The sequence below is a fragment of the Spongiibacter thalassae genome, assembly GCF_012272835.1.
In the GTDB taxonomy this organism is placed as follows: Bacteria; Pseudomonadota; Gammaproteobacteria; order Pseudomonadales; family Spongiibacteraceae; genus Spongiibacter; species Spongiibacter thalassae.
Map to the genome: position 1 here is coordinate 1 of NZ_JAAWWK010000005.1, position 22,024 is coordinate 22,024.

The 22,024-nt window shown below is 53.3% G+C and carries 17 protein-coding genes; 13 read left to right on the plus strand and 4 right to left on the minus strand.

All coding sequences use genetic code 11. The features are described 5' to 3' along the window. Positions 1–246: 246 nt before the first annotated feature. The 8 genes from HCU74_RS13390 to HCU74_RS13425 all read left to right on the plus strand — a co-directional run bounded on the left by HCU74_RS13390 (position 247) and on the right by HCU74_RS13425 (position 12,685). The gene (locus HCU74_RS13390) at positions 247–2,259 is read left to right on the plus strand and encodes an acyltransferase family protein (protein ID WP_168450945.1); all 2,013 of its coding nucleotides are present in this window, start codon (positions 247–249) and stop codon (positions 2,257–2,259) included. 208 nt (positions 2,260–2,467) lie between these two features. Beyond that, positions 2,468–3,856 (plus strand): hypothetical protein, encoded by a 1,389-nt coding sequence (locus tag HCU74_RS20490; RefSeq protein ID WP_168450946.1) that lies wholly within the window; start codon positions 2,468–2,470, stop codon positions 3,854–3,856. Positions 3,857–4,028: 172 nt separating this feature from the next. Further along, positions 4,029–5,372: a UDP-glucose dehydrogenase family protein gene (locus HCU74_RS13400; protein ID WP_168450947.1), complete on the plus strand. Its 1,344-nt coding sequence runs from the start codon at positions 4,029–4,031 to the stop codon at positions 5,370–5,372. Between the two features lie 104 nt (positions 5,373–5,476). Continuing rightward, positions 5,477–6,499 (plus strand): UDP-glucose 4-epimerase GalE, encoded by a 1,023-nt coding sequence (gene galE / locus HCU74_RS13405; RefSeq protein WP_168450948.1) that lies wholly within the window; start codon positions 5,477–5,479, stop codon positions 6,497–6,499. A 41-nt stretch (positions 6,500–6,540) separates the two neighbouring features. Continuing rightward, positions 6,541–7,947, plus strand: coding sequence for a mannose-1-phosphate guanylyltransferase/mannose-6-phosphate isomerase (locus HCU74_RS13410; RefSeq protein WP_168450949.1), 1,407 nt, complete (start codon positions 6,541–6,543; stop codon positions 7,945–7,947). Positions 7,948–8,188: 241 nt separating this feature from the next. Continuing rightward, entirely contained in the window at positions 8,189–8,638 is a 450-nt protein-coding gene (locus HCU74_RS13415) for an REP-associated tyrosine transposase (RefSeq protein ID WP_168450950.1), read from the plus strand. Between the two features lie 402 nt (positions 8,639–9,040). After that, positions 9,041–11,392 carry a hypothetical protein gene (locus HCU74_RS13420; protein ID WP_168450951.1) on the plus strand — a complete coding sequence of 784 codons (2,352 nt, stop codon included), beginning with the start codon at positions 9,041–9,043 and terminating at the stop codon, positions 11,390–11,392. Between the two features lie 204 nt (positions 11,393–11,596). Further along, on the plus strand, positions 11,597–12,685 hold the full coding sequence (locus tag HCU74_RS13425) for a hypothetical protein (RefSeq protein WP_168450952.1): 1,089 nt from the start codon (positions 11,597–11,599) through the stop codon (positions 12,683–12,685). Here the strand turns inward: HCU74_RS13425 and HCU74_RS13430 are convergent. After that, positions 12,682–13,572, minus strand: coding sequence for a hypothetical protein (locus tag HCU74_RS13430; RefSeq protein WP_168450953.1), 891 nt, complete (start codon positions 13,570–13,572; stop codon positions 12,682–12,684). The two genes, HCU74_RS13425 and HCU74_RS13430, sit on opposite strands and share 4 nt — an antisense overlap. Positions 13,573–13,642: 70 nt before the next feature. Beyond that, the gene (gene traF / locus HCU74_RS13435) at positions 13,643–14,992 is read right to left on the minus strand and encodes a conjugal transfer protein TraF (RefSeq protein ID WP_168450954.1); all 1,350 of its coding nucleotides are present in this window, start codon (positions 14,990–14,992) and stop codon (positions 13,643–13,645) included. A gap of 375 nt (positions 14,993–15,367) precedes the next feature. Here traF and HCU74_RS13440 point away from each other — a divergent pair, with 375 nt between their 5' ends. The 5 genes from HCU74_RS13440 (at position 15,368) to HCU74_RS13460 (ending at position 18,849) form a co-directional block, all read left to right on the plus strand. Further along, positions 15,368–15,748, plus strand: coding sequence for a hypothetical protein (locus HCU74_RS13440; RefSeq protein WP_168450955.1), 381 nt, complete (start codon positions 15,368–15,370; stop codon positions 15,746–15,748). Between the two features lie 132 nt (positions 15,749–15,880). Next, positions 15,881–16,636, plus strand: a complete 756-nt coding sequence (locus tag HCU74_RS13445; protein ID WP_168450956.1) for an adenosylcobinamide-GDP ribazoletransferase — start codon at positions 15,881–15,883, stop codon at positions 16,634–16,636. 235 nt (positions 16,637–16,871) lie between these two features. Then, positions 16,872–17,417 (plus strand): glycine zipper 2TM domain-containing protein, encoded by a 546-nt coding sequence (locus tag HCU74_RS13450; protein WP_168450957.1) that lies wholly within the window; start codon positions 16,872–16,874, stop codon positions 17,415–17,417. A 54-nt stretch (positions 17,418–17,471) separates the two neighbouring features. Next, positions 17,472–17,900: a PA2779 family protein gene (locus HCU74_RS13455; RefSeq protein ID WP_168450958.1), complete on the plus strand. Its 429-nt coding sequence runs from the start codon at positions 17,472–17,474 to the stop codon at positions 17,898–17,900. Further along, positions 17,881–18,849 (plus strand): PA2778 family cysteine peptidase, encoded by a 969-nt coding sequence (locus HCU74_RS13460; protein ID WP_168450959.1) that lies wholly within the window; start codon positions 17,881–17,883, stop codon positions 18,847–18,849. The genes HCU74_RS13455 and HCU74_RS13460 overlap by 20 nt, the downstream gene beginning before the upstream one ends. 34 nt (positions 18,850–18,883) lie before the next feature. On the opposite strand, the gene HCU74_RS13465 is transcribed toward HCU74_RS13460, so the two are convergent. Then, positions 18,884–21,199 (minus strand): Tex family protein, encoded by a 2,316-nt coding sequence (locus tag HCU74_RS13465; protein ID WP_168450960.1) that lies wholly within the window; start codon positions 21,197–21,199, stop codon positions 18,884–18,886. A gap of 77 nt (positions 21,200–21,276) precedes the next feature. After that, entirely contained in the window at positions 21,277–21,921 is a 645-nt protein-coding gene (locus HCU74_RS13470; protein WP_168450961.1) for a TetR/AcrR family transcriptional regulator, read from the minus strand. Positions 21,922–22,024 lie beyond the last annotated feature (103 nt).

The window sequence follows — 22,024 nt, forward strand, 5'->3', positions numbered from 1 at the left end:
ACGCCGTCTGAATTTGCGGCAGCATACCGAACGGGATAGGGGGGCAAAGCAAGCGATCAATAAACGATCGCATTAATGGACTTTGCTAAGCAGCGGTTGGCTTAGATTTTGGGGGCAGGTCAAGTAAGCCGAAGTATCGGGGAGAATTACGGAAACAGTGTATATTCTACATTCCGCTTGATACGCCATAAAGATTAACCCGAATATTAACATAGGTTATTTATTAATATATTTAGGAACGTGTAGATGGATTACAGGCGAGAGGTTGATGGGTTAAGGTCTATAGCGGTCCTCCCCGTTATATTATTCCACGCTGGAATTACTGTTTTTGGCGGTGGTTTCGTTGGGGTGGATGTTTTTTTCGTTATTAGCGGGTATCTCATCTCGACTATTATACTTGACGAAATTGATGACGGAAAATTTAGTATAGTTACGTTCTACGAACGCCGCGCAAGACGAATACTTCCAGCTTTGTTTTTCGTAATTGTATGCTCTTTGCCTTTCGCGTGGTTTTGGTTGCTGCCTCATCATTTTAACGACTTCTCTGAAAGTATAGTATTTGTAAGTCTTTTTTCGTCCAATATATTATTTTGGCAAGAGTCGGGATATTTCGGTGGCGTGAATGAGTTAAAGCCTCTTTTACACACGTGGAGCTTGGCTGTTGAAGAGCAGTACTACATTTTTTTCCCGATTTTTGCCATGATGTTTTGGCGGCGGTGGAAGTCTTTCTTCTTAGGTCTGCTGGTTGTAGTCACTTTGGTTAGTTTTGCGATGGCAGAATGGGCATCTATTAATAAGCCAGTCGCAGGGTTTTTTCTATTACCTTTTAGGGTATGGGAGTTGTTTGTTGGTGTATTTTGTACTCTCTATCTACGAAAGTACGCATGTAACCCACTACCCCGTGGTATTCGAAACGCATTATCCGCTGCAGGGCTAATTCTGGTTCTCTTGTCGATATTTTTCTATGATGAGCACACCCCCTTTCCGGGTTTTTATGCTTTGGTTCCGACATTGGGTACAGCGTTTTTAATTTGCTTCGGAACGAGCGATACCCGAGTTGGGAAACTATTAAGTGCTCCTGTTTTTGTCGGTACTGGATTGATAAGTTACAGCGCGTACCTGTGGCATCAGCCCGTTTTTGCATTTGCGAGACATAGGTTTGAGGGTGATCTGAACATACTTGCCATGTTATCTCTCTCGGTTGTTTCAATGCTATTGGCGTATTTTAGTTGGAAGTATGTAGAGGCGCCTTTTCGAAACAAGAAGGCTATATCCAGAGAGAGTGTGTTCAAATTCAGTTTTGCGGGGATGGCGGTGGCGTTAGTCCTTGGTGTTGTAATGTGGCAGGGCGATGGTATTAGCGATCGGTTTGACAAGCGGACTATACAGGTACTGCAAGCAAGTGAAGGCGGGTGGCAAGATATTAATGAATGTGCGGTAACCGGAGTTGGAGTGTCAAAAAGGGTCGCAAGTGCCTGTGTCGGAGATGGATCAATTCCATATGTGTATTTAATCGGAGACTCCCATGCGGCCTCTATATCGAAGGCCTTACGGGAAGAGCTGTCGAAGGAAGGGATTCGTCTGATTTCATGGACAGAGAACGGTTGTTTTCCGGTTCCAGGTACGTCTAGGCTTCCAATCGTAGAAAATGGGTTCCATGAAAAGTACAAAAGTGAGGTATATGCTTTTATAGAAGCGAATCCAGCGCCGGTGATTATATCAACTCGCTGGCGTTTGTATTTGGATGGAGTCCGCTACAACAATGAGGAAGGAGGGGTCGAGTCCGGGAAAAATTCCCAGCATTACAATGTAAATAATTTAGACGACGATATTTACATGTATGTTGAAAGCTATCTAAAGGAGTTTTCAAAGGGAATGCCGGTTGTACTTGTCGGGCAAATTCCAGAGGCTGGATGGACTGTTCCCGATCGTATAGCAAAAGGGATAGCTTTTGATAATAAAGGGGAATCTGACACCTTATCTACAAGTTATGATGTCTTCTTGAAGAAGAACATGCGTGTAAATGAGTTGCTGGATAATCTGTCAGATAGAGCGATCGTGATAAGACCTGACTCATTAGTATGTAAGGATGTAACAGGTAGATGCGATAATCAGCAAAAACTGAATGCGTTCTATCGCGATAACAATCACCCCAGTTATGTTTATGCGCAAAAAATCGCGCGTAAGGTGGTGAGTGATATGAAAGCCGACAAGGGGCCTCGAAGCGATAAATTATCTCTTCTTTTTAATGATCGCTAATAGAATTACGGAAGGGCTTGTAACAATAGTATGGCCTAAGCGTCTATTGAGAGCTGGTTAGGCGTTGGCTGGTAAGGAGGGGGCGAGCGTTGTTTGCAATATGGTTATGATTAGAAAGCTTTGCAAGCGTCGTTTGGCAACCTATTTACCCCGGACAGTCCTTTATAGTTAGTAGTTGGTTTGGGTGGTCGGTTATAGAGGTTGATTTATGGCTTGGTTTAAGGTCTCCAGATCGATGCTTTTTTGTGTTATAGCAGTGAAGTTATTGGCGGGTTGCAATCATGGTGGATCTGCAAAGAGCTTTGGTCCTGACGTGGACTTGGATGGTGTTACCGATGCCGAGGATAATTGCGTAGGCGTTTATAACCCTGATCAGATCGATCGCGATCATGATTTGGTCGGAGACCGGTGTGACATAGACTATGCTCGGAATTTTCTACATCTTATCGGCGGACAATCGTTAGCGATTGGAGGCCAGGATTCACAGTATGTTAACGGTGTTCATGAGCCAGCGTTTCCACGAAATTTGTTGATGCTCGATGGCGGGCCAGTTGCGAGTGATAATAATGGACTTTTTGATAAATTAGTCCCGCTTGCAGAGGGCGATATAGTAAGCGTAGGTTCGAGCTATATGTTGGAAATAGCGGAGGACGCCATCGCTAATAATATGTATAACACGCTAGTGTTTAGTGGTCATGCGCGCTCAGGGATGAGTTACCAAAGCTTGAAGAAAGGTGGAGAGTCTGGGGCATACGAAAATACGACTGGATTACTCGAGCAAGTTGTCGACTTGGTTGGCAGCGTGACTGTTGAGTCGTATGTGTGGATCCATGGTGAGAAAGATGGGTTGGATAACAACTTAGATTATGAAAATAATTTGGTTGAGCTACGAGAGGATATTAATAGGGACTGGAAGGCGATAACTGGACAGGAAAATTCTATTCCGGTTTTAATATGCCAAACTTCTTCAGCCGGAGGTTTTGGATATAACGGAGGGGTTGACGAGGATTGGTTTCAGGTTCCGTTGGCTCAGCTCAGTGCTCATGAAGGGAATCCTGGTGAAATTTTACTTGTAGGTCCAAAGTATCATTTTCAATATACGGATTTAGCGCATTTAACGAACGATTCAACGAAGTTATTAGGCGAGTACTATAGCAAGGCATTTCGTAAATTTTCCGCAACAGGTATGTGGGATCCTCTTAGACCAGCAAGCGTAAAAGGTTTAGAGAGTGTTGTTACTATTGAGTATGAGGGGAACGTTGGCCCATTAAGATTAGACACCACGATGGTAAGGGAGGCTAAGAACTATGGCTTCGATTATCAAGATGATAGTAACGGGTCAATCGAGAGTGTAGATATAATCGGGGAAAATGTAGTCCAATTAACACTTTCTGATAATATTGGTCCCAATGCTATTGTTAGTTATGCGTATCATAACGGTGCTGGTGGTAGCGATAACCAAGCGGCAGGTTATGGTGATCGTGGTAATTTGAGAGACTCAGATTCCACACGATCTAGCTACAATGGGTTTCCACTATATAATTGGTCAGTGATATTTAGAAAGCAAGTCGAAGTTGAGGCGATGGCGAGTCCGTAGACGAAAACTGTCCAAGACCGAAGGGCTGCTGCCGCACAATTGAAGGCCTAATCAGCCGGCGTTTACCGGAGGCTTGCGTTGCAGAAACCTGATGAACTCGATGGTTGTGATACTCCCCAACATTGGCTTATATATGGTAGCCTGTTGATGTGATTACCTTGGTTAAAGTTGTATGAAAGTCACCGTTTTTGGTATCGGCTATGTAGGCCTCGTGCAGGCCGCCGTTCTGGCCGGTGTCGGCCACAATGTTGTCTGTGTCGACGTGAGCGAAGCTCGTGTGAAGCAGCTCCAGCAGGGCCAAATCCCTATCTATGAGCCTGGCCTTGAATCCCTAGTAAAGGCTAGCGTCGAGGCGGGCCGCCTGATATTTACTACTGATGCGGCCCAAGGCGTTAAACACGGCAAAATCCAGTTTATTGCAGTGGGTACCCCTCCTGACGAAGATGGCTCCGCTGATTTGAAGTATGTGCTGGCAGTGGCGAAGACCATCGCTCAGCATATGGCCGAGCACCGGATTATCGTGAATAAATCAACGGTGCCAGTGGGTACCGCCGACAAGGTATCGGCCTGTGTTGGCGAGGTGCTGGCGGGTCGCGGCGTCGATTTCGGCTTCGACGTGGTGTCGAACCCCGAATTCTTGAAAGAAGGGGCGGCGGTGGCAGATTGTCAGCGTCCTGATCGCATCATTATCGGCACCGACAGCGCGAAAGTTGAAGAGCGTATGAGAGAGCTGTATGCGCCCTTTAACCGCAATCACGAGCGGATGATCGTGATGGATGTGCGTTCGGCGGAGCTAACCAAATATGCCGCCAACTGCATGTTGGCGACAAAAATAAGCTTTATGAATGAGATTGCCAATCTAGCAGAAAGGCTGGGCGCTGATATCGAAAAAGTGCGCCAGGGTATTGGTTCTGATCCCCGAATTGGTTATTCCTTTATCTATGCGGGCTGCGGCTATGGCGGTTCATGCTTCCCTAAAGACGTTCAAGCCTTGGTGCATACCGCTGAAAAGGCGGGTTATATGCCCGAGTTGCTGCGCTCGGTGGAGTCGGTGAATCGCCGGCAGAAAGATAAGTTGTTTGCCCATCTCAATGCCTATTTCAACGGCGATTTGAGCAACAAGGTGATCGCCCTGTGGGGGTTGTCATTTAAACCCAACACCGACGACATGCGCGATGCTTCCAGTCGAGTGTTGATGGAGTCGTTGTGGGAGACAGGCGCCAGGGTGCAGGCCTATGATCCTGCGGCAATGGACGAGACTCAGCGGATTTACGGCAATCGCAAGGATCTGGCCTTGATGGGCACGAAAGAATCAGCTTTGAACGGGGCTGACGCATTGGTGGTATGTACGGAATGGAACGTATTCAAGGCCCCTGATTTCGATTTGATTAAAGACAGCCTGAGCCATGCACTTATTGTAGATGGGCGAAACCTCTATGAGCCTGAGTTGGTTGAGGGTTATGGTATCGCGTATTATGGCATCGGCCGAGGGCGCAGTGTGGTAGCGAGCGCATAGATGCCTTTTAGGAGCGAGGCCTCCTCGTGAATGTTTTTGATAGGTTCATTGGGCGTCGCTTGTATGGAATGTTCCCTCAGGGGTGAGGTTTTGGGTTTAATTTGATGGCGACGATTTTGGTGACCGGCGGCACCGGGTATATAGGCAGTCACACGGTGGTAGCGTTGCTGGAACAGGGTTATTCAGTCGTGGTGCTGGATAACCTGGTGAACAGTACGCTGGTGGTGTTGGATCGCATTGAGCAAATAACTGGCGCGCGGCCTCAGTTCGTGCAGGGTGATGTGCGGGATGCTGCTGCGCTGGATGATGTGTTTGGTCGCTTTGCCATTGACGCTGTCATTCACTTCGCGGGTTTGAAGGCGGTGGGTGAGAGTGTTCAGCGGCCACTGGAATACTATGATTGTAATGTGAATGGCTCGATGACCCTGTGCCGGGCGATGGCCCGCGCCGGGGTGTTCAAGCTGGTATTCAGCTCTTCGGCTACGGTCTATGGGCCAGATGCAGCGGTGCCTTATATTGAAACCATGCCTTTGGGGCAGCCTTCCAGTCCGTACGGTGCTTCCAAGGCGATTGTGGAGAGAATGCTTAGTGATGCATGCGCCTCGGACGAGCGCTGGTCGGTGGTGGCGCTGCGCTATTTTAACCCTATTGGCGCCCACGCCTCGGGGCTTATCGGGGAAGACCCCCTGGGTATTCCCAACAATCTGATGCCGTTTATCAGCCGCGTGGCGGTGGGTAAGCTGGAGCAGCTCCAGATATTTGGCGATGATTACGATACCCCCGATGGCACCTGTATTCGTGATTATCTGCATGTTGTGGACCTGGCCGAGGGCCACTGCAAGGCGTTAAACAGGCTGGAAGAGTCGGGCTATCACGCGATTAATCTGGGAGCAGGCAAGGGCGTGTCGGTGCTGGAAATGGTGAATACCTTTATGACCGTGAGCGGTCAGCCGGTGCCCTATGTGTTTGCGCCCCGTCGCAGCGGCGATTTGCCGGCCTTCTGGGCCAATGCTGATAAAGCTCGGCAGCAGCTGGGGTGGGTCGCGCAACGCTCACTACACGATATGATGGTCGACACTTGGCGCTGGCAGAGTAAGAATCCCAATGGCTATGGTCCATCACGTTAGCTTATTCGATATTCATTTCTAAATTATTTTGAGGACAAGTCATGTATCCGGTAATTATGGCTGGGGGCAGTGGAAGCCGTTTATGGCCAGCGAGTCGCGGTCTTTACCCCAAACAGTTTCTTCCCCTCGCGGGTGACCAAACCATGCTTCAGGAAACCTTGGCTCGACTGGAGGGGGTAGAAACCGAAGGCAGCTTGGTAATCTGTAACGAGGAGCACCGGTTTATCGTGGCCCAGCAGGCCCAGGAGTGCGGCGCGAATCTGGGGTCTATTATTCTTGAGCCTGTGGGGCGCAACACCGCTCCAGCGATTGCCTTGGCAGCCTTTGAATTACTGGAGAAAGAGTCGTCGCCCCTTATGCTGGTGATGGCGGCGGACCACTTGATTCGCGATGTGCCGGCCTTTCAGGCGGCGGTGGCCAGGGCCAGGGTTGAGGCCGCGGCAGGCAAACTCGTTACCTTTGGCATTGTGCCGGAGTCGGCACACACCGGTTATGGTTATATCAAGCGCGGTGCGGCGTCGGGCGAAGCCTATGATGTTGCGCAGTTTGTAGAAAAACCCGATGCCGAAACGGCCCGGTCTTACCTTGATGACGGCGGTTATTACTGGAATAGCGGCATGTTTATGTTCGCCGCAAATGTGTATCTGGATGAATTAAAACAGCATCGTCCGGATATTTATGCCGCCTGTGAGCAGGCCTGGCAACAAAAGCAGCGTGATGTGGATTTTTTGCGGGTGGGTAAAGACGCGTTTATGGCGTGTCCGGATGACTCAGTCGACTATGCGGTAATGGAAAAGACCGACCGTGCGGTTGTGCTGCCCTTGTCGGCGGGCTGGAGCGATGTAGGAGCCTGGTCGTCACTGTGGGAAGTGGGTGACGCCAACGAAGACGGCAATGTGCTGTTTGGCGATGTGCTGAGCCACGATACCCATAATAGCTATATTCGCTCGGAGCACCGTCTGGTGGCCACCGTCGGCCTGAAAGATGTAGTGGTGGTCGAAAGTAACGACGCCATATTGGTCGCCGATAAACACCGGGTACAAGAGGTGAAGAAAATCGTCGAGCAGTTGAAGGCGAGCGACCGCAATGAAGTGCTGCACCACCGTCATGTGCACCGCCCCTGGGGTGTATATGATTCGATCGACAATGGTGAACGTTATCAGGTTAAGCGGATCACAGTGAAACCCGGCGCCAAGTTGTCGGTGCAGATGCATCATCACCGCGCGGAGCATTGGATTGTCGTTTCCGGTACGGCCAAGGTTACCAATGGTGATAAGGAAATCCTGCTGACAGAAAACCAATCAACCTATATTCCGGTAGGTGTGGTGCATGCTTTGGAGAACCCCGGGGTCATCCCGCTTGAGTTGATTGAAGTGCAGTCGGGCTCTTATTTGGGTGAAGATGATATTGTGCGCTTTGAAGACCGCTACGGAAGAGCGCCGAAGTAAGTATCCGGGAGGGCCTGATTTTCGCGGGCAGGGCCCGCTCCCACAGGTTGGGTGTTGATGTAGGAGCCTGCCCAGCAAGCGAATGGGTGGGGCGCTGCAGTCGTTCGCGAGCAGGGCTCGCTCCCACGGGTTGGGTGTTGATGTAGGAGCTTGCCCTGCAAGCGAAGTTGTCGATGTGCCGTGCATGACCTTCTCCCGCAGGGCCCGACCTATTACGCTTGAAAATGTTAAGGAGCCACGGATGGCCCATAGCAACCGACTGCGGCGCGGACGAGTCAGTGAAATGGGCCGCTGCTATCTCATTACCTCCACGACACATAAACGCCGCAAAATTTTTTCATTCTGGCTGTACGGTCGCTGTGTCGTCTGCGGGATGATGGCCGTTAATGCTACCACGCTGAGCTACGTCGTTATGCCGGATCACATCCATTGGCTTGTGCAGCTTGATGGTGGTGAAAGCCTCTCAAGTTGTGTGCAAAAAATGAAATCGGTTGCCACCAAAAAACTGCGGCAACTGGGTGTGGCAGGGGAGGTATGGCAGGCGGGTTTTCATGATCGCGCGGTAAGGCGGGACGAGGACGTGATTGCTATTGCTCGGTATATTGTCGCGAATCCGTTGCGAGCTGATTTGGTTGATTCCGTTCGAGATTACGGCTTGTGGGATGCTATATGGATAGATCAACACCTGTAGGAGCTTGCCCTGCAAGCGAATGGGTGGGGTGCTGTGGTCGTTCGCGAGCTTGGCTCGCTCCCACGGATTGGGTGTTGATGTAGGAGCTTGCCCTGCAAGCGAATGGGTGAGGTACTGCAGTCGTTCATGAACAGGGCTCACTTCCACTGGCCTCGGCTCAATCCCCCGAAAATTGACTAGCCACTAAATCACTGCTAAAAATAACTCTAACGTTTGTCATGACTGTCCAAGGATTCGGTTTCGCAAGTTGGCGTAGGGACTGCCACCATTCGTTTTCCCTTCTCTCCTTTTGTTATCGTGTCTGGTCCTAAGCCAGTTGGAATTACTACTCTAATAACAAGAATTGGCTTCCTGGTGGGAGCATCTGATAAGCGACCAAAAAAACTACAAGGAGAGAGTGAGATGGCGCAAACATCTTTTGGGAAGCATCGCCTGCTTTCGGCATTAAGTTTGAGTTCAATATTAGTCGCCTGTGGCGGCGGTGGGGGCAGCGATGGGCCTGCCTTGCCTGTTGGACCTCAGCCGGTGGATGTCGAAATCAGTGGCCAGGCGTTGGCGGGTTCCGCGCTCAGCGGTGTGGTGAATGTCTACCGGGTCACCGAAGACGGTGAGCGAGGTGAGGCTTATACCGACGAAGTGACAACCTCTGAAAACAAGGATTATTCCATCAGTTTTAGTGGTTTGGAGGGTGACGCGGTGCTGGTTGAATTGACCAGCGATGGCTCAGAGGTGCTCTGTGGCTTGCCCGTGTGCGAGCGAGATGGCGACGGCAATGCAGCAGTAAGTTACGGGGAAAGTCATCGCCCGACGATCAGTCTCTCTGGCATGGTGGTGATTCGCCAATCACCGACGCCGTCGAGCTCCAGCGCTATTACCCGTGCAGAGGGTGGCGGCTTGAAGCTCACCGCGAATCTGAATGCGATCACTAAAATGGCCGCGTTATTGGCTCTGCAGGACGTGAAGTCCAATGACACCAATGTGCTCAAAGATGTTGTTATTGCGTCAAACGCAAAGGTTGCCAACCGCTTTGGAATCGGTGACCTTAATTTGGTGGATGCGCCTCAGGTTGACCTGACGAATCCAACCGCGTTGGGTAATGCAAACAAAAACGCGTTGGAAAACAGCCTCAAAATTTCGGGATTGCTGGGGGCTGCGGTAACTCAGGGCAAGGGTAATGCCATTGACACCGCGCTGGACGGACTGAGTTCAGATTATCTTGCCCAGGGGCTTGCTGACCGGGAAGAGGTGAATAGCGGGGCGGTGACGGTTGAGGAATCGCTCGAAGAAGCCCTGTTGTTGATAGACAAGTTGTCCGGTGCGCCGGCAAAAGACGAAGTCAAAACGGTGCTGACGACGGCAGAGGCAGATGCCCAGACCAATGGCTCGACCGCCAGTACGCAGGGCAATGTACCCGCCAATATTGGCGAGCAGGGGCTCGTTGCGACCAAGGCGATGGTGTCGCAAATTCGCGATTTGATAGCGGCGTCAGACATGTTTACGCCCACTACTAGCCAGGCAGCCTTCCGGGATGAGGTGGAGGCGACAGAGCTGTTGCTGGCCGCTGATCTTGACGTGACAAGTGCCGCGTTGGAAGCGGCGGGAACGGCCATCGGCAACGCAATCGAGGCTTATGAAAATAGCAGCACCCCGTTAACCAGCTATAGCGAAAATGGCATCACCGTGGCAATTACGACGTCGGGTAATACGGTGTCCTACAGTGTCGATCAGGATGTGGTGATTGAGACGGTTACCGTGGCGGTGACCGCAACGGCCGTGGATGCGGGGAATATGGTAGAGAATATGACGTCTACCAGTAATGCCGACGGTTCTACAACAGAGACGTATACCGGTAGCGGAGATGGCGAGGTGGCACTGTCGGGCTCCGCGGAAACCGACAAGGTAACAATGACGTTAAAGTCTGGATCCAAGTTGGTGGCCAAATTCAGCTATAACGACGAATCGACCTACAAGCAAACCAGCGACGCCGGAACGACCTCTGAAACCGATGAATGGAGTGACAGGTTTACACTGGATTCTGCCAGTCTTGTTATCGATGTGGCCATCACAGAGAAAGCAGCCAACCCTGTTGCGTTCACGGGCTCGATGAATATGTCATTGACGGGCCTCAATAGCACCACTGCCGGTAACTATGAGAACAGCTACGGCCCGACAGAGCCCTATTCCGATTCCGAGACTTACACCGAAACGACATCCTACAATGAGTTTACGGCGAGTCTTTCCGGCGAGTTGAGCGCGCCATCGGGAAGCTTTACCGGTAGCATGAGCTTCACTGCGGGTGCCTATTCGGTGACCTGCGATGTGGAGTCGAGTTACGGCCCACGGGACTTCGGCTTTTCTACCTATGAAGAAAGCGAAACCTGTGTGGATACCGACACCAACAGCGATTTTGCCGAGGTGAGCTTCAGCGTGATTTTGAACCTCGATGTGGCCGGCGTCAGCGACGATATGCGCATGGCATTCAGCGCAGACCGCAATGGCCTGGAAGATGGTGAGCTGGAGTTGGACTTTACCTATGAAGATGGCCGGGCACTGACCTTTGATTACAACAGCCGCACCGCAAATCGTACAGTGAATGTCACCAATCACAATGGCGTTGTCATGCGCGTAATTGCCCAGGAGACAGTGAGTGGCGATATTAAAAGCGCCGGGACCAAATACGCCGAACTGGATGAAGATGCCGGTATTTTGACAGTGACCTATACCGACGGCACCTTTGAAAGTTTTGCCCTGTAGATTCAGCGCCGGGTTAATGATGGGGCCTGTTGGCCCCTTTTTTCGTCTTGCATTGCGTGAATGTTCGCCAGCAAGGCTGGGTCCCACAGGTGATGCGTTCCTACATTGTAGGAGCTTGCCCTGCAAGCGAAGGTTCTGCTCTTGTGTTGATCTGCGCGGTGCGCGATGCTTCATGTTCTTTATGCGTTGTTATAAGAGGCCAATGTGTTGCATCTGACTTTTCCCTCTCGCGCCGGGTTACTCGGCGTGGCATGCCTGCTTGTGCTTCCCGCTGTGGCGAAGGAGCAATATACAATCTCGGCCTCGGTTGAGGTGGAGGCCTACAGCGATATTGGCCCGATCAAGCAGCTACTGGATGATCTGGAAGGCCCTGCGCTCGACGATGGCAATTTTGCTTTCACCCATAATCAAGCGGAGTTGAGTTATAGAGAAGGGGGTTTCGAGCTGTCGTTGTTTGCCCGCTACGACTACTACCTGCGGTTTAATCGCGATACCGTCGACCTGGCTTATCAATACAAAAATGATCTGCCTTTGGATGAGGGCAGGGTCTATCAGTTGTATCTCGACGCCAAACATATCCGTGCAAATGGGGTTGGCTACAGTTATTACTTTTCTCCGGCGGCAAAGTGGTCCTCGAAAGTACGCTTGAATTTATTGCGGGCACTGGAGCTGAAAGAGGGTGGAATGCAGGGCTTTCTGGTGTCCCGCGAGGATGACTACGATGCTGATATCGGCCTGGATTACATCTATTCCGAAGACACGCTGTTAAAGCGTCCCCCCGAGTCGGTGCGTGCCCACGGCTACGGCTTTGATCTTGACGTGGGCTACCAGCCGACCGCTCAGCTTGGCTTTTCGCTGATGCTGCGGGACGTGTTGACCCGGCTGGAGTGGGAGGGCGTGACCTACACTCGCGCCAGATTGACCAGCAACAATGTCAGCTTCGACGAAAATGGCACAATTCAAACCCGCCCCGCTCTGTCGGGAATTGAATCTTACCGCGACGAAACCCAGCGTATGCCATTACGTGCCGCGCTGGCGGCAGATTATCAACTATCCGGAAAATATGCCGTCAATGCCACGCTGTTCAGCTATGACGGGCGGGTGTTTCCGCGATTGGGTGGCTCGCAGCAGGTGGGCCAATTCTTGGTGTCAGCCGATGTTGATCTGCGATCCCGAGCACTGGCGGTGGGCGCTGAGCTTAGCGGGCTGTCGTTGATGCTGCGCAGCGATAATACCGATTGGGAAAAGGCCAGTCACCTGGCCTTTTCCCTGGCTTACCACTATCGGTTTTAAAACGACCAGTAGAGGTTGAAGGTTGGTGATACGCTCCAGAAGTGGTTGCTCGGCAAAATCCGGGTGACTTCAGCATTCTGGCCGTTGACCTCGGCGTTGTAGGTTACCCGGTCTTCATCGCGACGGTTGATATTAACGTCAACCGCCAGAGCCGCCATAAAGTTTTCGTTTAGCTGATAACCCACGGTCGGCGAGAAGCGGAACAGGTAGCCATCCATCGAGGCATCGAAGGTGTTGTCGCCGTCAGCGTTATTCAGGGTTTCCGAATACAGTGCAAGTCCTGCAAGGGCCTGAAACTGATAGCGCCAGCCGGGCTCCTTGGTGGTGAAGAACTCATTGTATTCGTAGCCGACATAGGCCACTAGCTGCGACACATCTTCAGTAATATTGCGGGTTTCCCGCTGCACCTGGTACTCGTCTTGCGGAGGGTACGTCCAGCCATAGCGGGTAAAGCTTTTCTCGATGTTGGCGCCACCGAAAACCGCGTAGTGGTTGCCCTCAACTCGTCGGGTCACCAACAGCTGAATGGCGGTGCGCTTGAGCGAGAAAATATTCTCTTGCACCAGTGTGTCATTGATTTCCCATTCTTCATCAATGGTGTTGGTGCCGATGTAGGAGGTGGTATTGAAGTAGAACCCCCAGTCATCGTCGTAGGCCACATAGGCGCCGCTTCGCTGTGACAACAGCGTGCCATGGGCGTCGCTTCGCACATTCAGATCTTCGCTGGGGGTAGTCGTTTCTTCGTAATCAACAAAGGTGGGGCCAATGCCGAGGAAGGAGAAACTTTGTCGAGTGCTGTTCGTGGTTTCGGCGATACTGACGATGGGGGCGGCAATAGCGAGTGCAACAAACCCCGCGCGCAAAAAATTTGTCGATAGTGTAAGCATGCTATTTTCTCTATCAGGCGTGAACTGATTCTGGGCGCAAAGCGGGCGGCTGAGCGCCCGCTCGCTGTACTCAGAGGGAGGTGGCGAAGGTCAGCGACACCGCCGCAGAGCGGTATATGTCGTCGCCATCCACTTCAGCGGTTTCAGGAGACAGGCTGACTTGCAGGTTGACGGCTTTGAACAGCTGCATGCCGAGGGAGAGCATGTCGAGTTTTTCGCCAGCAAGATTGCTGTGATAAGCCACTTGAACGCCGGGCAGCCACCATGGGCCGACATAGCCCAGGCCAATGCTAGCCCACTGGTATTCATGGCCGGCAACATTTTCTACGGAATTGGCTTCCAGTCCACCGAAAACCCGTAGCCCGGATTCGTGGATGGTATGGCTGGCTTCCAGTGCCAGTTGGGGTTCTAGCTCGTAGCTGTCGCGCAGGTTAATACGACCTTCGAAATTAGCCGCCGCATCGCAGTCGGCCTGCTGACCCTCGGTAGGCTTTTGTCCGCAGTCGATACCGATGTCGGCGTAATCAAATTCCTGGGGAATCAGGTTGCGAATGGTCGCGCCGAAATGGGATTTGCTGTTGTGCAGGGCAAAACCAACATCGAGGCCCAGGGTGGTGGTGTCTTCCTTGTTCTCGTCGTAGTTTTCCTCTGCGCGGTCAAAGGCGGATTCATCTTCGTCATCGCTGTCGTCGACAATGCGAATTACCTGACGACTAAGGCTGGCCTTGGTGAGTGTCAGGCGGCCACCGACGTTCACGTCGAAGTCGTTACCGGCGATGGCGAATTTGCCCATTTCTTTACCGTAGCTAACGCCAATCCGGGTAAATTCTCCGGAGCGTACGTAAAGCGAGGTGTCGGTTTCGATTTCCTCGTCGGCCTGGTTATAGCGCAGTTCATCGCCCAGAGCTTGAATGTTCACGCCAACACTCGCTTCCGCGTTGACCGCAATGGTGCCACCCAAGGCTTTGAACATGACCGGCAGCGCGGGCAGCGGCAACGCGACGTCGAAGGCCACGTAGGCGTTCTCATCGAGCTCGGCAACAAAGGCGTCAAACTCGGCCTTGATGGCATCGGCCTCATCCTGGGTGACATTTTCGCCGCCATCACTGTTGCTGGACTCTGCGTTGTCGAGGGCCTCTTCCATGCTGTCGAACTGTTCTGCCAGGTTATCAACCTGACCAATCTCGAGAGCAAAGGCCGGTAGCGAGAAGCCGCCCAGAGAGTAGCTTCTGTCGCCCAGCGCCACGGGAAGCATGGCGGGGTTGCTGGAGAAGCTAGGGTTGAAAAAGCCGGTATAGCTGCCTCGAGTGACAAGCTCTGCGCCGGCGGGCAGGTTGCCCGGCATGGCAGACACGGCGGAAGCACCGCTTAACAAGAGGGCTGTGAGCCCGCTGAGGCGGAAGGGGGTGCTGGATGTCATGGTATTACTCCTGTAATGGGGCACACTAGCCCTTATTCGATCCTGAAAGCTGTTCGAAATTGTTATTCTGCGGTGCACTTTACGATGCAGCTTTGTCCTATGGGGAAATAGTAGGCTTCAGAAGGCTATTTTTCCAATTATTTTATGGTGATATTTCCCGATTCGACGCTGCGCTAATGATTGCTTAAAGCGGTGTTTAAACTGATTTTAATATTCGGTGCAAAGAATTTAGTGTCCCGCAGGCCACGTTTATTGCGGGGTGATAAATATTCTACATATGGTATTATCCGCGCCGCAGCAGACAAGCCCATTATTAAAGGGTGCTTGGTTTATATTTTCAATCCAATTAATCAGTACATCGTCATAAGGTAATCTATGGATATTTCTACGCTTCAAAAACAATTGCAGGAAGAACACAAAGCGCTTGATCAAAAATTCAAGTTTATTTCTGATTTGCAGGCGTTGATGAAAAAACACGGCCAAACCACTGAAGGTTTGCTTGAAATATTGAACAGTGCCCCCAGTGAAGAAAAGGCCAAGCCCGCCAAGCGTGGTCGCAAGCCTGCTGCTGCCGCCAAACCTGCCGCTAAAGCCGTTGCCAAAAAGCCTCGTAAAAAGCAGGCAGCACGTCCACTGCGTAAATTCAAAAACCCGAATACCGGTGAGATTGCAGAAACCCGCGCTCCGCAGGTGGATAAGACCATCAAAGCCTGGGCCAGCGAATTGAAAGTGGATTGGCGCAAGCTGGAAATTTAAACGGCGCGTTGTGTTTAATCCCGTGTAAAATATCGCCTCTCTTGAGGCGATATTTTTTTATGGGCCATAGAAAATGTTGTTTCGCTTATCCACAGTATTTTAGTCTGCGATGCTGAATCGGGGAGTAAGGGCGTGTCGGTATTAAAGTATCAATGGCAGGTCTTTTTGTTGGCGCTGGGGTTTTTAACCCGAATACCTGTGCCGAATGATCCTGAGTTTTCCCAAAAAAAACTGGATGGTGCTGCATTATATTTTCCCGCTGTGGGACTGGTGGTAGGTGCAATTGCTGCCGCCACATACCTCATTGGGGAATATCTGTTTAATGATCGCTCGGTGGCGGTTTTGTTATCCATGGCAGCTGGCCTGCTGCTAACCGGTGCCTTTCATGAAGATGGTCTTGCCGACAGCCTGGATGGTTTCGGAGGGGGCTGGCGCCGGGACGATGTGCTGCGCATCATGAAAGATTCACGCATCGGCAGTTATGGCGCGGCGGGGCTGTTCGCCGTGCTGGCGCTAAAGGCTGCTGCCTTGATGGCGCTGGACACGTCGGCGCAAGTCGCTGCGGCGATGATCTTCGCTCATGTGGCCAGTCGCTGGTTGGCCATATCCTACCTGCTGGATTTAGCCTATGTGAGCGGGGAGGGTAAATCCAAGCCGCTGGCCACGCGTATCGATCTTCGACAATACCTGCTCGCCGGTATGCCCGTACTGATTCTGTTGCCGCTGCTGCCGCTGCAAACCATTGTCGTTGCGGCCCTTGCTCTGGTGGTTTTCCGACTGGGCTTCGCGGCATACCTGCGTAAGCGCATAGGCGGGTATACCGGTGATGCTCTCGGGGCGGCCCAGCAGATGGGCGAGGTGCTTTTTTATCTGGTGTGTTTGATCTAGCCGGGGTCAGTCCCCTGTGAGTCGGGGACAGACCCCTACTCCTTCCGGCCTTTATGCTTCCTCGGGGGCAGCCCCCTTACTCCGTGCCTGCCCTGGGGTCTGTCCCCGCTGTTACAGGGGACTGACCCCATCCAGCCGCCCCCACTCAGCCAATGTGTGAACTATTCCCACCCCAATCAGGGCACTAGTCCGGGTGGTATGGGTCTTACTACACAGATCACAGAGGAGTTACCCCATGAACAATGCTTTTTTAGTCGGTGGTGGTATTGCGCTTGCGGCTATCACAGCAACCGGCAGCTATACGGCTTACCAATATGCCGAGCCAAAGGCGCAGTTTGCCGAGGTATTGGCGGTGAAGCCGCTGACCGAGACCTATTTTGTCTCCCGTGAAGAGTGCTATGACGAGGTGATTCAGGAGCAAGCGCCTGCTGCAGACACGAATCAGGTAACCGGCACGGTTATCGGCGCGATTGTCGGTGCTGTTGTCGGCAACCAGGTGGGTGGCGGCAATGGTAAAAAACTGGCCACAGTGGCCGGTGCCGCTGCCGGCGGCTATGCTGGTAAACGGGTACAGGAGGATATGCAGCGCAAAAACATCCAAACCCGTACAGAGCGCCGTTGTCAGACGCTGCAAGATCCGCAGGAGAGGGTCACCGGCTATCGGGTGACTTATCAGCTCGGGGAACAAACGGAAACGATTGTGATGGACCATGAGCCAGGAGCAAGAATTCCGGTAAAAGACGGCGAGCTTCAGTTTGATGTCGCCGCAAATACTCCGTAACTCCAGCCAATTTTCAGAAAGCGATCATCCATTGAGTCGAGAGAGGGAAGGGCTATGAAAACAGTACAATTGCGAACCCACAGTTTACGAGCAAAGCGCAGCACCCGGTTTATGGGGCTGCTACTCTGCGCATTGGTAGCGTGGACAGGACTGTTCACCACTGCGGCGTCCGCGGCCATGGTAAGTACCGGCGAGGTTATCAGTGAGCAGCGTCTGGATCACGACAAGGCCGAGCTGAAAAAAGCCCTGCAGCAGGAGAATGTACGTGAGCGCCTACTCTCGCTGGGTGTCTCGCCGGAAGAGGTTGATGCACGCATCGACGCCTTGAGTGCGAGTGAGCTGGCGACCCTGCATGCGCAGATGGACGAACTGCCCGCAGGTTCCGGCGCGGTGGGTCTGCTGGCGCTGCTGGTGTTGATATTCTTTATCACTGACATTCTCGGTGTGACGGACGTATTCCCCTTTGTTCACCCCGCGAATTAACCGTTTTGGCCGATGGCGCTGCACCGCGCTGTCGGCCTTTCTTGTTCTGCTCAGTGCGTGTAGCACTGTGCCCACACTGACCTCCGATGTTGAATCCCGTGCTTTAATTGATGTGCCCTTTGTGGCTCAGCAGGACTTTTACTGCGGCCCGGCGGCGCTGTCGTCGATTGCTGCCTATCGCGGCATCGCTAGCTCGCAGGAAGACATTGCCCGGCAGAGCTTTATTCCCGGACGCAAGGGTAGCCTGACGATTGAAGTGCAGGCTGCTGCCCGACGTCAGGGCTTGTTGCCCTATCCGCTGAAGGGAGGTATCAACGCCCTGCTGGATGAACTCGCGGCGGGCAACCCGGTGATGGTGCTGCAAAATCTGGGGCTGAGCTGGTGGCCAAAATGGCACTATGCGGTGGCAACCGGCTACGATCTGACAGAGCAGGTTATTTATCTGCACTCCGGCAGTCGCGCGCACTATTCGACAACGCTGGGCAATTTTCTGGCGACCTGGCAGCGTGCCGATAGTTGGGCGATTGTGCCCGTCGATGCGGAGATACGTCCCGCGAGTGCTGAGCCGTTGGCGTATATTCAAGCGGCCCACGCCTTTGAGGAAACCGGCCACAGTGAGCAGGCCATGGCCTATTACACCGCCGCCGTCGAAACCTGGCCTGATTCCGCATTGGCCCATATGGCACAGGCCAATGCGGCCTACAACAGTGGCAACGTCACTCTTGCGGTGGAGGCCTTTGCCGCCGCGCTGGCCCTGAAGCCTTCTGCCAGTTTGTGGAATAACTACGCCTATGCCCTGCAGGCAGCGGGTTGTCACGATGCCGCAGTGGCGGCGATCAGCCGTGCCCAGGCCCTGTCTGCCGACAGGGCCTTTGCCGAAAGCGCTGCGGAAATTATCGCCCTCAGTGTCGAAGCGGGTTCAGGCCCCGCCCCGGCAAGCTGCCCCTGAACCGGGGTCTGTCCCCGGGGACAGACCCCGGTGTTTAGAGACGGCCGCCTTTGCCTTGTTTGGCCTGAGCGAACAGGGCCGCCATGGTGGCGTTTTGCGCGGGCTGGCTGGTGCTGTGGTTGCGCTGGGCTTTGCTCGGGCGCTCGCGATTACTGCCGCCGCGGCCTTCCGCCTGATGTTCGCTGGCCTTGTCTTCCAGACGCATGGACAGGGCGATGCGCTTGCGCTGGGCATCTACCTCCATCACCTTGACCTTAACGATGTCGCCGGCTTTGACCACGGTGTGGGGGTCTTTGACGAAGGTATTGGACAGGGCTGAAATATGCACCAGACCGTCCTGGTGGACGCCGATATCGACAAAGGCGCCGAAATTGGTCACGTTGGTGACCACGCCTTCCAGAATCATATCCGCTTCGAGGTCGGAGATCTTTTCCACGCCGTCTTTGAATTCGGCGGTTTTAAAGTCCGGGCGGGGGTCGCGACCGGGCTTGTCCAGCTCCTGAATAATATCGCTGATAGTAGGGATGCCGAAGCGCTCGTCGGCGTAGTCCGCTGCGTTCAGGCTCTTCAGGAAGCGGCTGTCGCCAATCAGGTTGTGCACTTCACGACCGCAGCGATTGACGATTTTCTCAACGACAGAGTACGACTCCGGGTGAACAGCCGAGGCGTCCAGCGGGTTGTCGCCGCCCATAATTCGCAGGAAGCCCGCCGCCTGTTCAAAGGTTTTGGCACCAAAGCGGCTGACGGACAGCAGTTGCTCGCGGCTTTTGAAGGCGCCGTGCTGGTTGCGGTAGTCGACGATATTGGCGGAAATCGACAGGTTCAAACCCGACACCCGTGACAACAGTGCGGGAGAGGCGGTGTTTACATCGACGCCGACGGCGTTTACGCAATCTTCGACAACCGCTTCAAGGCTGCGTGACAGGGCGGTTTGCGATACATCGTGCTGGTACTGGCCAACACCGATGGATTTGGGATCGATTTTTACCAGCTCGGCCAGCGGGTCTTGCAGCCGTCGGCCAATGGAAATGGCACCGCGAATGGTCACGTCTAGGTCAGGGAATTCCTTAGCGGCATACTCCGAGGCGGAATAGATCGAGGCGCCGGATTCATTGACCATGACGCTGGCGCAGTTCAATTCCGGGTGGGCTTTGAGCAGGTCTTTCACAAAGCGTTCGGTTTCGCGGCTGGCGGTGCCGTTGCCAATGGCAATCAGCTCGATGTTGTGGGTTTTTATCATCGACAGTAGCACGGCTGCAGACTCGGCAATCTTGTTTTGTGGCTGGTTGGGGAAAATCGCGCCGTGGTCGAGTACCTGGCCGGTGGCATCCAGTACCGCGATTTTCACGCCGGTACGCAGGCCAGGGTCGAGTCCGATAGTTGGACGTGGTCCGGCAGGGGCGGCCAGCAGCAGGTCTTTCAGGTTGCGAGCAAACACATCAATGGCGGCGGCGTCAGCCCGTTCGCGCAGGCTGCCCAGCAGGTCGGTTTCCAGATGGGTGTAGAGTTTGATCCGCCAGGTCCAGCGTACCACCTCTTTCAGCCAGCCGTCGGCGGGGCGGCCCTGGTCCTTGATGCCAAGGTGCTCGGCAACCATGACTTCACAGGGGTGGCTGGTGCTGTCCTCGTCTCCGGCAGTAATACTCAGCGCAAGTATCGCTTCGTTGCGCCCGCGGAACATGGCCAGTGCCCGGTGAGAGGGGGTGGTTTTGAGCGGTTCGCTGTGTTCAAAGTAATCGCGGAACTTGGCGCCTTCCTGTTCCTTGCCTGTCATCACCTTGGCGGACAACTGGCCGTTCTCCCACAGGTAGTTGCGCAATTTGGCCAGCAGGTTGGCGTCTTCACTGAAGCGCTCCATCAGTATGTACTTGGCACCGTCCAGAGCGGCCTTGATATCGGCGACGCCCTGCTCGGCATTGATGAAGTCCGCCGCGAGCACGGCGGGGTCCTGACTGGGGTCGTCAAACAGTGTGTCGGCGAGGGGCCCCAGGCCCGCTTCCAGGGCGATTTGACCCTTGGTGCGGCGCTTGGGTTTGTAGGGAAGGTAGAGATCCTCGAGTCGGTTCTTGCTGTCGGCGGCGAGAATATCCCGTTCCAGCTCGGGGGTGAGTTTTTCCTGTTCACGAATGCTGTTGAGAATCGTCGCTCGGCGGTCTTCCAGTTCCCGCAGGTAGGCCAGCCGACTTTCCAGGTCGCGCATTTGAGTATCGTCCAGTCCGCCGGTCACTTCTTTCCGGTAGCGGGAGATAAACGGTACGGTCGCGCCCTCGTCTAACAGCGCAATGGCAGCGCTGACCTGAGTAGGCTGAACATTGAGTTCCTGGGCGATGCGGTTGGCAATGGCACTCATATTATTGAATCCGATACTGGCTTAAAGCGAGCCATTATGCAGAAACTTTGCTCGGCCTGCGAGGCTTGACAGCCGGGTCAATCAGTGGCGGTTAGCACTTCAAACATGGCGCTGCACTCTTCGTAGAAATAGCGGAACGCCGGGGCGAGATAGGGGGCCGCGAGGGACATAATCTGAAACACACCCCGGTGAATCATAATTTCGTCGCTGTCGTCCTGGTGGTTGTTGCGCAAACTGTTGAAGTTAAGCCAGAACGTCAGGTTCAGGGTGACGTTGTCACACAGTCGAGCTACCTGTGATTCGTCGATATCAATAATTTCTGCGGCGATCAGCTCCTCTGCCACGGCCTGTACCGCGCGCAATTTCAAGTCCAGCAGTTTGCCGAAGCGTTTGCCGATGTCAGGGTAGCGCAGCAAAATATCGTTGAGATTACGGTACAGGTAGCGGTGCTTATACAGGTGCTCGAAAACAATATACAGATAAAACCAGGCATCTTGAGGCGCCAGATTTTTCTCCAGCGGGGCTTCGAGGATATCAATCAGCTCGATTTCAAAGCCGGCGAACAGCGCGTGGATAATCTCTTCTTTACCATGAAAATGGTAGTACAGGTTGCCGGGGCTGATATCCAGTTCATTGGCAATATCGACGGTAGTAACGTTCGCCTCGCCCTCCGTGTTGAATAGCTCGAGGCTGGTGAGCAGAATCTTGTCTTTGGTCTTCATGCCTGTCCATGGTGGCTGTTTTAGCGAGGGCCTAACCGTGACATGACCGGCTGCACCTGTCCAGCACCTTTAACCGGGGTCTGTCCCCGCAAAAACGGGGACA

Bases quoted from the DNA above. Each gene is read 5' to 3' on its own strand.
- HCU74_RS13430 (WP_168450953.1), bottom strand. From the start codon at position 13,572: ATGCTTACACTATCGACAAATTTTTTGCGCGCGGGGTTTGTTGCACTC.
- HCU74_RS13470 (WP_168450961.1), bottom strand. From the start codon at position 21,921: ATGAAGACCAAAGACAAGATTCTGCTCACCAGCCTCGAGCTATTCAAC.
- HCU74_RS13440 (WP_168450955.1), top strand. From the start codon at position 15,368: ATGGATATTTCTACGCTTCAAAAACAATTGCAGGAAGAACACAAAGCG.
- HCU74_RS13465 (WP_168450960.1), bottom strand. From the start codon at position 21,199: ATGAGTGCCATTGCCAACCGCATCGCCCAGGAACTCAATGTTCAGCCT.
- HCU74_RS13410 (WP_168450949.1), top strand. From the start codon at position 6,541: ATGTATCCGGTAATTATGGCTGGGGGCAGTGGAAGCCGTTTATGGCCA.
- HCU74_RS13415 (WP_168450950.1), top strand. From the start codon at position 8,189: ATGGCCCATAGCAACCGACTGCGGCGCGGACGAGTCAGTGAAATGGGC.
- HCU74_RS13455 (WP_168450958.1), top strand. From the start codon at position 17,472: ATGAAAACAGTACAATTGCGAACCCACAGTTTACGAGCAAAGCGCAGC.
- HCU74_RS13450 (WP_168450957.1), top strand. From the start codon at position 16,872: ATGAACAATGCTTTTTTAGTCGGTGGTGGTATTGCGCTTGCGGCTATC.
- HCU74_RS13420 (WP_168450951.1), top strand. From the start codon at position 9,041: ATGGCGCAAACATCTTTTGGGAAGCATCGCCTGCTTTCGGCATTAAGT.
- HCU74_RS20490 (WP_168450946.1), top strand. From the start codon at position 2,468: ATGGCTTGGTTTAAGGTCTCCAGATCGATGCTTTTTTGTGTTATAGCA.
- HCU74_RS13400 (WP_168450947.1), top strand. From the start codon at position 4,029: ATGAAAGTCACCGTTTTTGGTATCGGCTATGTAGGCCTCGTGCAGGCC.
- galE (WP_168450948.1), top strand. From the start codon at position 5,477: ATGGCGACGATTTTGGTGACCGGCGGCACCGGGTATATAGGCAGTCAC.
- HCU74_RS13390 (WP_168450945.1), top strand. From the start codon at position 247: ATGGATTACAGGCGAGAGGTTGATGGGTTAAGGTCTATAGCGGTCCTC.
- traF (WP_168450954.1), bottom strand. From the start codon at position 14,992: ATGACATCCAGCACCCCCTTCCGCCTCAGCGGGCTCACAGCCCTCTTG.